The sequence below is a fragment of the Kitasatospora sp. NPDC096147 genome (genome assembly GCF_044763225.1).
Taxonomy (GTDB): Bacteria; Actinomycetota; Actinomycetes; order Streptomycetales; family Streptomycetaceae; genus Kitasatospora.
Genome location: NZ_JBIWFX010000002.1, coordinates 321,389 through 333,599 on the forward strand (window position 1 = coordinate 321,389; position 12,211 = coordinate 333,599).

Consider the following 12,211-nt stretch of genomic DNA (forward strand, 5'->3'; position numbering starts at 1 on the left):
CTTGTGAACGTGTTCACGTTCACAAGCGGGCATGCTTCACGGGTCTTCCTGGGACGACCTGGTAAAAGTGCTTTTTGTCCGTTATGTGAGCATCGGTCAGGAAGAAGGCGAAGTGGACCTAGCAGTCGCTCACGAGACCATCGCGCGGTGGCAGTTCGGTGTGACCACCGTCTACCACTTCCTCTTCGTGCCGCTGACGATCAGTCTGGCGGCCCTGGTGGCCGGCCTGGAGACCGCCTGGGTGCGGACCGGGAAGGTCAAGTACTTCCACGCCACCAAGTTCTGGGGCAAGCTCTTCCTGATCAACATCGCCATGGGCGTGGTCACCGGCATCGTCCAGGAGTTCCAGTTCGGGATGAACTGGTCGGACTACTCGCGCTTCGTCGGTGACGTCTTCGGCGCCCCGCTGGCGATGGAGGCGCTGATCGCCTTCTTCTTCGAGTCCACCTTCATCGGCCTGTGGATCTTCGGCTGGGACAAGCTGCCGAAGAAGATCCACTGCGCCTGCATGTGGATGGTGGCGCTCGGCACCCTGCTCTCCGGCTACTTCATCCTGGCCGCCAACTCCTGGATGCAGCACCCGGTCGGCTACGCGATCGACCCGGTGACCGGGAAGGCCCAGCTCACCGACATCGCCCGGGTGCTGTTCCAGGACACCACCGTGGTGGTGGTCCTGCACACCTTCACCGCCGCCTTCCTGACCGGTGCCGCCTTCATGGTCGGCATCGCCTCGTACCACCTGTGGAAGATCAAGCGGAGCGGCGAGAAGGACCCCGCGAAGACCGCCGTGATGCGCACCTCGCTCCGGCTGGCCCTGGTGGTCGCGGTGATCGCGGGCCTCGGCACCGCGCTCAGCGGCGACAGCCTGGCCAAGGTGATGTTCCGTCAGCAGCCGATGAAGATGGCCTCGGCCGAGGCGCTCTGGGACACCGAGGCGCCCGCCCCGTTCTCGATCTTCGCGATCGGGGACGTCAACGAGGGCCACAACAAGGTCGCGCTGGAGATCCCGGCCATACTGTCCTTCCTCGCCAACAGCGACTTCACCTCGGCCGTGCCCGGGATCAACGAGACCGCAGCGAGCGAGGCCGCCAAGTACGGCGGGCAGCCGGAGGACTACATCCCGAACATCTTCGTCACCTACTGGGGCTTCCGCCTCATGATCGGCTTCGGGATGACCTCCTTCGTGGCCGCGCTGATCGGGCTCTGGACCACCCGGAAGAGGTTCTTCCTGGACCGGGCGTACCGGACCGGGGACGACGAACCACCACGCCTGATGCTCTGGAAGAACCGGGAGATGGGCCCCTTCCTCACCAAGTGGAGCTGGCGGATCGGCATCTTCACCATGGGCTTCCCGCTGCTGGCCAACAGCTTCGGCTGGATCTTCACCGAGATGGGCCGTCAGCCCTGGGCCGTCTTCGGTCTGATGACCACCGCCGACGCCGTCTCCCCGAACGTCAGCGTCACCATGCAGGTGGTCGCGCTCACCACCTTCACCACCCTCTACGCGATCCTCGCGGTGATCGAGGTGAAGCTGCTCGCCAAGTACGCCAAGGCCGGCCCGGTGACCAGCGAGGAGCCGCCGGCCAAGGACCCCACGCTGCGCGGCGGGGACCCCGAGGACGCCGACAAGCCGCTCGCCTTCGCCTACTGATTCGCGGACTGGGGAAACTCCGATGCAACTCCACGACGTCTGGTTCGTGCTGATCGCCGTCCTGTGGATCGGCTACTTCTTCCTGGAGGGCTTCGACTTCGGGATCGGCGTGCTGACCAAGCTGCTGGCCAGGGACCGGACCGAGCGCCGGGTCCTGATCAACACCATCGGCCCGGTCTGGGACGGGAACGAGGTCTGGCTGCTGACCGCCGGCGGCGCCACCTTCGCGGCCTTCCCGGACTGGTACGCGACGCTGTTCAGCGGCTTCTACCTGCCGCTGCTGATCATCCTGGTCTGCCTGATCGTGCGCGGCGTGGCCTTCGAGTACCGGGTCAAGCGGGACGGCGAGAGCTGGCAGCGGAACTGGGAGCACGCGATCTTCTGGACCTCGCTGATCCCGGCCTTCCTCTGGGGCGTGGCCTTCGCCAACATCGTGCAGGGCGTGGACATCGACGCCGAGAAGAACTACGTCGGCGGCTTCTGGGACCTGCTCAACCCGTACGCCATCCTCGGCGGCCTGGTCACCCTGGCGCTGTTCACCTTCCACGGCGCGGTCTTCGCCGCGCTGAAGACCCTCGGCGACATCCGCGAGCGGGCCCGCGGCCTGGCGCTCCAGCTCGGCCTGCTCACCGCCGTGCTGGCGCTGGTCTTCCTGGTCTGGACCCAGGCCGAGGGCGGCAACGGCTGGAGCCTCGGCGCGATGGTGATCGCGGTGCTGGCCCTGGTCGGCGCGCTGGTGGCCAATCAGCTCGGCCGGGAGGGCTGGTCGTTCGCGCTCTCCGGGGTCACCATCACCGCGGCCGTGGCGATGCTCTTCCTGGTGCTCTTCCCGGACGTGATGCCCTCCACCCTGGACCCGGCGTACTCGCTCACCGTGGAGAACGCGGCCTCCTCGCCGTACACCCTGAAGCTGATGACCATCGTGGCGGCGGTCTTCACCCCGCTGGTGCTGCTCTACCAGGGCTGGACCTACTGGGTGTTCCGCAAGCGGATCGGCACCCAGCACATCCCCGCCGCGCACTGATCCCCGCACCGCGCACCGCCCCCACCGCGCACTGACCCCTCGCCCTTCCGGAGAGCCGAGCCATGCCGAAGGACCAGGCCCGCCGAGGGCCCGTCGACCCCCGACTGCTGCGGGAGGCCCGGGCCACCCGGGTCTTCCTGGCCGGTTCGGTGCTGCTCGGCGGGGTGGGTGCGGTCCTGACGGTGGCCCAGGCGAGCCTGATCGCCGAGATCGTGGTGCGGGCCTTCCAACGGCAGGAGTACGGGCTCACCACTCCGCTGCTGCTGCTGGCGGCCACCGCGCTGGGCCGGGCGCTGGTGGCCTGGCTCACCGAGCTGACCGCGCACCGCTCGGTCGCCCGGGTCAAGTCCGAGCTGCGGCGGCGGCTGCTGGAGCACGCCACCGCGCTCGGCCCGGCCCACCTCTCCACCCGCCGCACCGGCGAGCTGGCCACCCTGGCCACCCGCGGGATCGACGCGCTGGACGACTACTTCGCCCGCTACCTCCCGCAGCTGGCGCTGGCCGTGGTGGTGCCGGCCGTGGTGCTGCTGCGGATCCTGGGTGCCGACCTCACCTCGGCCGCGATCATCGCCGGCACCCTGCCGCTGATCCCGCTCTTCATGGTGCTGATCGGGATGGCCACCCAGAGCCGGATGGACCGTCAGTGGAGCAGCCTGGCCCGGCTGAGCCACCACTTCCTGGACGTGGTGGCCGGGCTGCCCACCCTCAAGGTCTTCGGCAGGGCCAAGGCCCAGGCCGAGACCGTCCGCCGGATCACCGACGACTACCGCCGGGCCACCCTGCGGACCCTGCGGATCGCCTTCGTCTCCTCCTTCGCGCTGGAGCTGCTGGCCACCCTCTCGGTCGCGCTGGTCGCGGTCGGCATCGGCTTCCGGCTGGTGAACGGCAGCATGAGCCTGGAGACCGGCCTGCTGGTGCTGGTGCTCGCCCCCGAGGTGTACTTCCCGATCCGCCAGGTCGGCGCGCTCTACCACTCCAGCGTGGAGGGCCTGAGCGCGGCCGACCGGGTCTTCGAGGTGCTGGAGACCCCGCTGCCGGCCGACGGCGGCCGGCCTGCCCCCGACCTGCGGTCGGCGGTGATCGAGCTGGACGGGCTGACGGTGGCCGGTCGGCTGGCGCCGGTCGGCCTGCGGCTGGAGCCCGGCACCGTGACCGCCCTGACCGGACCGAGCGGGTCGGGCAAGTCCACCCTGCTGGCCGCGCTGCTCGGCTTCGTCCCGGCGGACGGCGGCACCGTCCGGGTCGGCGGGGTGGAGCTGGCCGAGCTGGACCGGGCGAGCTGGCACGCCCAGATCGCCTGGGTCCCGCAGCACCCGCACCTGTTCGCCGGGACGGTCGCCGAGAACCTCCGGCTGGCCCGCCCCGGGGCCACCGACGCCGAGCTGCGGGCCGCCCTGGCGGCTGCGCACGCCACCGACTTCGCCTCCCCCGAGCTGCTGCTCGGCGACCAGGGCGCCGGGCTCTCGGCCGGTCAGCGCCAGCGGCTCGCGCTGGCCCGGGCGCTGCTGACGGACCGTCCGCTGCTCCTGCTGGACGAGCCCACCGCCAACCTGGACGGCGTGGGGGAGCAGGCCGTGGTCGACGCCCTCGCCACCCTCCCGGCCACCGGCCGCACCGTGCTCTTCGTTGCCCACCGCCCCGCCCTGCTCGCCATCGCCGACCGCCACCAGCACCTGACGGCCGCTCAGGCGCCGCTCGCCGAGGTCGGGGCCGGGGCCGGGCAGGGTGCGCACCGGGTGGTCCGGGCCGTACCGGTGGGCTCGGACGGGGTCCCCGCAGACTCGGACGCGCCCTCCACCGGCTCGGACGGGTCGGTCGAGGCGGTGGCCGACCCGGCCGCTCCGGACGTGGCGGGGGCCGTTGTTTCACGTGAAACCGAGCCTGCCGGGCCGACGGCGGAGCCGCTGCGGACCGCCTCGGTCCGGCCCCGCCTCACCCTCGCCACGGTGCTCGGCAGCCTCGCGCTCGGCTGCGCGGTGGCCCTGATGGCGACCTCCGGCTGGCTGATCTCGTACGCCTCCGAGATGCCGCCGGTGCTCTACCTGATGATGGCCGTCACCTCCGTCCGGGCCTTCGGCATCGGCCGCAGCGTCTTCCGCTACGCCGAGCGGCTGGTCTCGCACGACGCCGTGCTCCGCACCCTCGGCACCGTCCGCACCACGGTCTACCGACGGCTGGAGCGCCTCGCCCCCACCGGCCTGCCGGCCTTCCGGCGGGGGGACCTGCTCTCCCGCCTGGTGGCCGACGTGGACGCGGTGCAGGACCACCACCTGCGCTGGCGGCTGCCGGCCGCGGTGGCCGCCACCGTCTCGGTGCTCGCCGCCGTCGGCCTCGGTCTCTTCCTGCCCGCCGCCGGCCTGCTGCTCGCGGTCGGCCTGCTGCTGGCCGGGGTGGCGGCGCCCACCCTGTCGGCCCGGCTGTCGGCCCGGACCGAGCGTCAGCAGGCGCCGGCCCGGGGCGAGTTGGCCACCGCGGTGGTGGACACCCTGACCGGCACCGCCGAGCTGACCGTGGCGGGTGCGCTGCCGGCCCGGCTGGCCGGGGCCCGGCGGGCCGACGAGCGGCTGACCGCGCTGGCGGCCCGTTCGGCCGGGTCGCTGGCGCTGGGCAGCGGGCTGGTCGCGGCGGTGACCGGCCTCACCGTGGCGGCGGCTGCCGCCGTCGGGGTGCACGCGGTCTCCACCGGGGCGCTGGCGGGCGTCTGCCTCGCCCTGGTGGTGCTCACCCCGCTGGCCGCCTTCGAGGCGGTCGCCGGGATGCCGCTCGCCGTGCAGGCCCGGGCCCGCAGCCGGGGTGCCGCCGCCCGGCTGGACGAGCTGCTGACCGCCGAGGCACCGGTGGCCGAGCCCGCCGAGCCGGTGGTCCCGGCCGGTCCGGGCGGCCGGGTGACGGTCCGGGACCTGACGGTCCGTTGGCCGGGCCGCCCCGAGGCCGCCGTCGAGGGGATCGACCTCGACCTCGCGCCGGGCCGCCGGGTCGCCGTGGTCGGCCCGTCCGGCTCCGGCAAGACCACCCTGGCGCTCGCGCTGCTGCGCTTCCTGGAGCCGGCCGCCGGGCGGATCGAACTGCACTGTCCACAGCCTGTGGACACCCGGCGGATGGACTCCGACCTGGTCCGCCGGTCGATCGGTCTGTGCGCCCAGGACGCCCACCTCTTCGACAGCTCGCTCCGGGAGAACCTCCGGCTGGCCCGTCCGGCCGCCACCGACAGTGAGCTGCGCGCGGCCCTGGCCGCCGCCCGGCTGCTGGACTGGACCGAGACCCTCCCCGCCGGCCTGGACACCATGGTCGGCGAGCACGGCGCGCGGCTCTCCGGTGGCCAGCGGCAGCGCCTGGCGCTGGCCCGGGCGCTGCTCGCGGACTTCCCGGTGCTGGTGCTGGACGAGCCCGCCGAGCACCTGGACCTGCCGACCGCCGATGCGCTCACCGCCGACCTGCTGGCCGCCACCGGGGACCGGGCCACCCTGCTGATCACCCACCGGCTGGCCGGGCTGGAGCAGGTGGACGAGATCCTGGTGCTGGACCACGGACGGATCGTGGAGCGCGGCGGGTGGGACGAGTTGACGGCCGATCCGGCCGGGCGGCTGACCGCGATGTGGCGGTGCGAGCAGCTCGCGGACGGGGCCGTCCCGGACGGCACCCGGATTCCCGGGATCCGCCACGACCCTTCGCTGACCGCACTGCAAACCGTCACAAACTAGGCTCAACCCATGGAGAACACCCCGGACCAGGCCACCGACCCGACCGTGCACCGGGTGCCCGAGATCGCCTCGCTCGGTCTGGACACCCTGGTCACCGAGGTCTCCGAACGCCTCCAGTCGGCCGCCGCCGTCACCGACCGGATGCAGCGGCTGCTGGAGGCGGTGGTCTCGGTCGGCGCCGGGCTCGACCTGCACGCCACCCTGCAGCGGATCGCCACCGCCGCCGCCGAGCTGGTGGACGCCAAGTACGCCGCGCTGGGCGTGGTCTCCCCGCACAACGACGGGCTCTCCGACTTCATCCACGTCGGCATCGACGACGAGGCCGCCGCGCGGATCGGCGAACTGCCCACCGGGCGCGGCATCCTGGGCGCGCTGATCGAGCAGCCCGAGTCGCTCCGGCTGGCCGACCTCTCGGCCGACCCGCGTTCGGTCGGCTTCCCGCCGCACCACCCGCCGATGAAGTCCTTCATCGGCGAGCCGATCCGGGTCCGGGGCGAGGTCTTCGGCAACCTCTACCTGACCGAGAAGAAGTCCACCACCGGTGCCTTCACCCCCGAGGACGCCCAGGTGGTGCACGCCCTGGCCGCCGCCGCCGGGGTGGCGATCGAGAACTCCCGGCTGTACGAGGAGGGCCGCCGCCGCGAGCGCTGGATCGCCGGCGCCTCGGCCGTCACCACCGCGCTGCTCTCCACCGACCGGGCCCAGGTGGCCCTCACGGTGGCGGCCGAGCAGGTCCGCGAACTGGCCGACGCCGCGCTCGGGATGATCCTGCTGCCGACCGGCGACGGCCAGATGCGGGTGGCCCACGCCTCCGGCGAGAAGGCCGAGTTCGTCCAGGGCGAGCTGCTGCCGCCGAGCAGCTTCGCGTCCGAGCTGCTGCGCGGCGAGAGCGTCTACCTGGACGACATGTCCACCGACCCGACCGTGGTGATCCGGCTGGCCCGGACCTTCGGCGCCTCGATGGCGGTGCCGATGGTGGCGGCCGGCCGGATCCTCGGCGGCCTCTCGGTCTGGCGCAACGTCGGCGCCCCGCCGTTCACCGAGACCGAGAAGCAGCTGGCCGAGGCCTTCGCCTCACAGTCCGCGCTGGCCCTGCGACTGGCCGAGGGCCAGCGCGACCAGCAGCGGCTGGCGGTCTTCCAGGACCGCGACCGGATCGCCCGGGACCTGCACGACCTGGTGATCCAGCGGCTGTTCGCCACCGGGATGATGCTGGAGGGCGCCGCCCGGCGGGCCCTGGTGCCCGAGGTCAAGGTCGGCATCGGCAAGGCGGTGGACGAGCTGGACGCCACCATCCAGGAGGTCCGCACCACGATCTACGCGCTCCAGCACGACGACCACGGCGACGAACCGGACAACCTCCGCACCCGGGTGCTGCGGGAGGGCAGCCAGGCCGCCGCCGCCCTCGGCTTCAAGCCCTCGATGACCTTCACCGGCCCGGTGGAGAGCCTGGTCGGCGAGAAGACGGGCCGTCAGCTGCTGGCCGCACTGCGCGAGATGCTCTCCAACGCGGCCCGGCACGCCCGGGCCTCCCGGGTCGGGGTGGAGATCGACGCCACCGTCCACCTGGACGCCGAGGGCCACCCGCTCTCCGGCGACCCGGAGTCGGCCGACCGGCCCGGCTGGCCCGGCGTGCTGCTCACCGTGACCGACGACGGGGTGGGCATCCCGGACGGCGGCCGGCGCAGCGGCCTGAAGAACCTCACCCGGCGGGCCGAGGTCCTGGGCGGCGACGCCTGGCACGAGCCCGGCCCGGAGGGTCGTGGCACCCGGGTCCGCTGGTCGGCCCGGCTCTGAGCCGCCGCGCCGCTGCCGTGCCGCTGCGGTGCTGCCCGGAGGGCGGTCAGGGGCGCGAGGAACTGCGCGAGGCGGAAGACTCCCTCCCAGATGCCGGGTGCGGAGGGTCACTTGCCGGTGCAGCCCCGTACCCCGCAGGTGGCCCGTGGTTCCCGCTCCGCACAGCTCTCCGCGTTCGGTGTCCGCCGCGCCGCTGCTGCTCGGGCCGGAGGGCGGTCAGGGGCGCGAGGAACTGCGCGAGGCGGAAGACTCCCTCCCAGATGCCGGGTGCGGAGGGTCACTTGCCGGTGCAGTCCCGTACCCCGCAGGTGCCCCGTGGCTCCCGCTCCGCAGAGCTCCCCGTGTCCGGGCGGCCGTCAGAGGCCGAGCAGCTCCTCCACCACCCGGGCCACGCCGTCCTCCTCGTTGCTGACGGTGTGCCGGGCGACGGCAGCCAGCACGTCCGGGTGCGCGTTGGCGACCGCGTAGGAGGAGCCGGCCCAGGCCAGCATCTCCAGGTCGTTCGGCATGTCGCCGAAGGCCACTACCTCGCTGCGGTCGATGCCCTGCTCGGCGCAGAGGCCGGCCAGCGTGGTGGCCTTGGTGACCCCGAGCGCGCTGATCTCCAGCAGCGCCACCGGCGCGGAGCGGGTGATCTCGACGTACTGGCCGGCCACCGCCCTGGCCTTGTCCAGGAAGACGTCCGGGTCCAGCTCGGAGTGCTTGACCAGCACCTTGAACAGCCCGTCCACCCGCCCCTCGGCGAGCAGCTGCTCGACCGGCGCCACCGGGTGCTCGTTCTGCGAGTCCCACATGAAGAGCGAGTACTCCGGCTCCCGGGCGAAGCCGCCGGGGAACTCGAAGGCGAAGGCGCACCCCGGCAGTTCGGCCCGCAGCTCGCGGACCACCCGCAGGGTGTCGGCCGGGTCCAGCGGGAAGGTGCGCAGCAGCCGACCCCGGCGGACGTCCACCACGGCGCCGCCGTTGGAGCAGATGGCGATGCCGTGGCCGCCGATGTGCGGGCTGACCTGCTCCATCCACCGGGGCGGCCGGCCCGTCACGAAGACCACCTGCACCCCGGCCTCCTCGGCCGCCGCCAGCGCGGCGGCGGTCCGGGCCGAGACCACTCCGCCGGAGCAGAGCAGCGTGCCGTCCAGATCGGTGGCGATCAGCTTGGGCGGGCGGGGCAGCGGGAGGGAGGAGTCGGTCACCGCTCCATCTTCGCTCACCCCGCCCGGAACGGGACCTGCCAGGTCCGTGGCCGGGTCCGCCGCCTACGGGTGCCAGACCTCGCGGATCTCGGTGATCTTGCCGGTGCCGTCCAGCGCGATCTCGTAGATCCCGCCCGAGCAGCTGTACGGCTCCTTGACCTGGGCACGGTCCACCAGGCAGTCGCCGATGTGCTGCCACAGCTCGCCCACCGGCACCACCTTGGTGTTGCCCGGGCCGGCCGAGATCTGGGCCTTCACCTTGGTGGCGAACATGTAGGTCTTCTCGGCCCCGGCGCCCTCGTAGTGCCCGTCGTTCGGGTCACAGACGAACTTGGCGTCCTTCACGTACAGGGTGTCCTGCTTGGGCGGCTTGACCGCCTGGACGTACTTCCAGTTGGCCTTCGGCGCCGGGGTGCTGCACGCCTCCGCGTCCGGGTCCTCGCCGGTCGCGCTGCTCGCCGCCGCGCTCGGGCTCTTGCTCGCCCCGGCCTTCGGCGTTCCGCTCGCGGTGCCGCCCGCGCCCGTGCCTGCGCCCGGCGTCGCGACCGGTGCGGAGCTCGCCGTGTCGGCCGGAGCGACGGCGGCCTTGCCGCTTCCCCCGTCCTTGTCCTGACACCCGGTCAGCCCCAGCACCAAGGCCGAGACCACCGCAACACCCGTCACCAGTCCACGAGCTGACATACCGACGACTCCCCCGCGTATCCATCCCACATGACGACCAACGACCGGACAGGCTATCCACCTCCACGGACGCCCGCCGCCCGACCCCTGGTTTCGCAGGCGGCCGGGCGGCGGTCCGGTCCGGGTCAGCCCAGCTGGGCCAGTCCCTCGGTGGCGATCCGCTCGAAGACCGCGAGGTCGTTGGCGAAGATCGAGTCCGGCACCGGCCAGTGGATGACCAGCTCGGTGATGCCGATCTCCCGGTAGGTCCCGGCCCAGTCCACGAAGGCGTCCACCGACTGCAGCGGCTGCTCCGCCGTCGAGCCCTGCAGCAGCACCTTCTCCAACTCGCCGATGTCCCGGCCGCGTTGCTCGCAGGCCGCGGTCAGCTTCGCCAGCTGACCCCGGATCACCTCCGGCGCCTGGCTCACCGGCACCTCGGCCGGCCCGCGCGGGTCGCCGTAGGTCACCCAGCCCTGCCCGTGCTCGGCCGCCAGCCGCAGCCCGCGCGGCCCGGTGGCCGCCACGTAGAACGGCACCCGGGGCGTCTGCACGCAGCCCGGGATGTTCCGCGCCTCGACGGCGGAGTAGTACGTCCCCTCGCGCGTCGTGGCATCGTTCGTCAGCAGCTCGTCCAGCAGCGGCACGAACTCCCCGAAGCGGTCCGCCCGTTCCTTCGGCGACCACGCCTCCTGCCCCAGCGCCGTCGCGTCGAAGCCCGCTCCGCCGGCGCCGATCCCCAGCGTCAGCCGCCCGCCGGACACGTCGTCCAGCGTGATCAGCTCCTTGGCCAGGGCCACCGGGTGCCGGAAGTTCGGCGAGGTCATTCCTCGTTCATACAATCGGTCCATGCGACGAAAGCAGCGCTGGTATGAGGCCATCGACCAGGCCCACCAGAAGCTGATCCACGACAACAGGCTCAAAGCATTGGAGCGGCAGCTCGAAGCCCGCCGCAAGGCCGACGAGATCCGCAGCCTCTGCTCCGCGGTGCGCGAACACGCGAACGGGGGCGTTAACGACGAGACCGCAGAGTGGCTTCAGTTGGCAGAAGCGCATGCCGATTCCATCGATCCGGTGGGCACTGGTGTGGCTCTGTCTCCGGACCCGCCACCGAGTCGGCAGAACCTGGAGCCGTACCTCGGCTCACGCAACACCTTCGACTACCCCTGGCCCTCCGCGAACCGCAGATCCGGCTGAGCGATGATGACCAAGCCGCAGAAGGAACCCACTCTCCCGTAGGGTCGAGGGCATGCGTCTGAGCACAGTGATCCTCCCCATCCACCGATGGAACGAGGGCCAGAAGATCTGGCGGCGAGCCGAAGACCTCGGATTCCATGCCGCGTACACCTACGACCACCTGTCGTGGCGGAGCTTCCGTGAGGAGGCCTGGTTCGGAGCTGTTCCGACCTTGACGGCAGCTGCCACGGCTACTGAGCGGATCCGGCTGGGCACCCTCGTAACATCACCAAACTTTCGGCACCCCGTGACGCTGGCCAAGGACCTGCTGTCGGTCGACGACATCTCCGGCGGGCGGCTCACGGTGGGCATCGGGGCCGGCGGGGACGGGTTCGACGCGACGGTGCTGGGGCAGGAGGCATGGACGCCGAAGGAGCGGGCGGACCGGCTCGGGGAGTTCCTGCCGCTGCTGGACAAACTGCTGACCGAGGACGCAACGACCGAGGCAGGCCGGTACTACTCGGCCGTCGAGGCGCGGAACATCCCCGGGTGCGTCCAGCGCCCGCGGGCGCCGTTCTACGTCGCTGCCACCGGTCCGCGCGGGCTGCGGCTGGCCGCCGAGTACGGGCAGGGCTGGGTCACGTACGGGGACGCGCGCGGGCCAGCCGACGTGCCGGTCAACCAGGCGCCCGCCGTGATCGAGGCGCAGCTGGCGAAGCTGGCGGCCGCCTGCGAGGCACAGGGCCGGGACGTGGCGACGCTGGAAAAGGTGCTGCTGCAGGGCTCGACGGCGGAGCGGCCGCTCGCCTCACTGGACGCCTTCGTCGACTGGGCCGGCCGCTACCAGGAGCTCGGCATCACCGAGCTGGTGATCCACTGGCCGGTGCCCGACTCGATCTTCGCCAACGACCTCGCGGTCTTCGAAAAGATAGCCACCGAGGGTCTGGCCCAGCTGACTTGAGGTGCTTGACCGGGGCGTTTCAAACCCACCTGGTGGAGCGCCCGGCCGTGG

General features: G+C 72.2%; 8 protein-coding genes and 1 pseudogene. 6 read left to right on the plus strand and 3 right to left on the minus strand.

Annotated features, from left to right (window positions below; all coding sequences use genetic code 11):
• The first annotated feature begins 112 nt into the window (after positions 1-112).
• From ACIRBX_RS06955 to ACIRBX_RS06970, 4 genes are all read left to right on the plus strand, one after another.
• Positions 113-1,651 (plus strand): cytochrome ubiquinol oxidase subunit I, encoded by a 1,539-nt coding sequence (locus tag ACIRBX_RS06955; protein ID WP_402294179.1) that lies wholly within the window; start codon positions 113-115, stop codon positions 1,649-1,651.
• Between the two features lie 22 nt (positions 1,652-1,673).
• On the plus strand, positions 1,674-2,675 hold the full coding sequence (gene cydB / locus ACIRBX_RS06960) for a cytochrome d ubiquinol oxidase subunit II (RefSeq protein ID WP_402294181.1): 1,002 nt from the start codon (positions 1,674-1,676) through the stop codon (positions 2,673-2,675).
• A 62-nt stretch (positions 2,676-2,737) separates the two neighbouring features.
• The gene (gene cydD / locus ACIRBX_RS06965) at positions 2,738-6,376 is read left to right on the plus strand and encodes a thiol reductant ABC exporter subunit CydD (protein WP_402294182.1); all 3,639 of its coding nucleotides are present in this window, start codon (positions 2,738-2,740) and stop codon (positions 6,374-6,376) included.
• A gap of 9 nt (positions 6,377-6,385) precedes the next feature.
• A complete protein-coding gene (locus tag ACIRBX_RS06970; protein WP_402294184.1) occupies positions 6,386-8,173 on the plus strand; it encodes a GAF domain-containing protein in 1,788 nt (595 codons plus the stop codon).
• A gap of 356 nt (positions 8,174-8,529) precedes the next feature.
• Here the strand turns inward: ACIRBX_RS06970 and ACIRBX_RS06975 are convergent, their stop codons facing one another.
• The 3 genes and pseudogenes from ACIRBX_RS06975 to ACIRBX_RS06985 all read right to left on the minus strand — a co-directional run.
• Positions 8,530-9,363, minus strand: a complete 834-nt coding sequence (locus ACIRBX_RS06975; RefSeq protein WP_402294186.1) for an HAD family hydrolase — start codon at positions 9,361-9,363, stop codon at positions 8,530-8,532.
• A gap of 63 nt (positions 9,364-9,426) precedes the next feature.
• Positions 9,427-10,044 (minus strand): hypothetical protein, encoded by a 618-nt coding sequence (locus ACIRBX_RS06980; RefSeq protein WP_402294188.1) that lies wholly within the window; start codon positions 10,042-10,044, stop codon positions 9,427-9,429.
• 125 nt (positions 10,045-10,169) lie between these two features.
• A pseudogene (locus tag ACIRBX_RS06985) lies at positions 10,170-10,937 on the minus strand (LLM class flavin-dependent oxidoreductase); the annotation flags it as partial.
• On the opposite strand from ACIRBX_RS06985, the gene ACIRBX_RS06990 reads away from it, so the two are divergent.
• Together ACIRBX_RS06990 and ACIRBX_RS06995 are read left to right on the plus strand one after the other, a co-directional pair.
• The gene (locus ACIRBX_RS06990) at positions 10,873-11,220 is read left to right on the plus strand and encodes a hypothetical protein (protein WP_402294190.1); all 348 of its coding nucleotides are present in this window, start codon (positions 10,873-10,875) and stop codon (positions 11,218-11,220) included. The pseudogene ACIRBX_RS06985 and the gene ACIRBX_RS06990 sit on opposite strands and share 65 nt — an antisense overlap.
• Before the next feature lie 52 nt (positions 11,221-11,272).
• The gene (locus ACIRBX_RS06995; protein WP_402294191.1) at positions 11,273-12,160 is read left to right on the plus strand and encodes an LLM class flavin-dependent oxidoreductase; all 888 of its coding nucleotides are present in this window, start codon (positions 11,273-11,275) and stop codon (positions 12,158-12,160) included.
• Positions 12,161-12,211: the final 51 nt, after the last annotated feature.

Coding starts and splice junctions, on each gene's coding strand:
- cydB (WP_402294181.1), top strand. CDS start 1,674: ATGCAACTCCACGACGTCTGGTTCGTGCTGATCGCCGTCCTGTGGATC.
- cydD (WP_402294182.1), top strand. CDS start 2,738: ATGCCGAAGGACCAGGCCCGCCGAGGGCCCGTCGACCCCCGACTGCTG.
- ACIRBX_RS06970 (WP_402294184.1), top strand. CDS start 6,386: ATGGAGAACACCCCGGACCAGGCCACCGACCCGACCGTGCACCGGGTG.
- ACIRBX_RS06980 (WP_402294188.1), bottom strand. CDS start 10,044: ATGTCAGCTCGTGGACTGGTGACGGGTGTTGCGGTGGTCTCGGCCTTG.
- ACIRBX_RS06990 (WP_402294190.1), top strand. CDS start 10,873: ATGCGACGAAAGCAGCGCTGGTATGAGGCCATCGACCAGGCCCACCAG.
- ACIRBX_RS06995 (WP_402294191.1), top strand. CDS start 11,273: ATGCGTCTGAGCACAGTGATCCTCCCCATCCACCGATGGAACGAGGGC.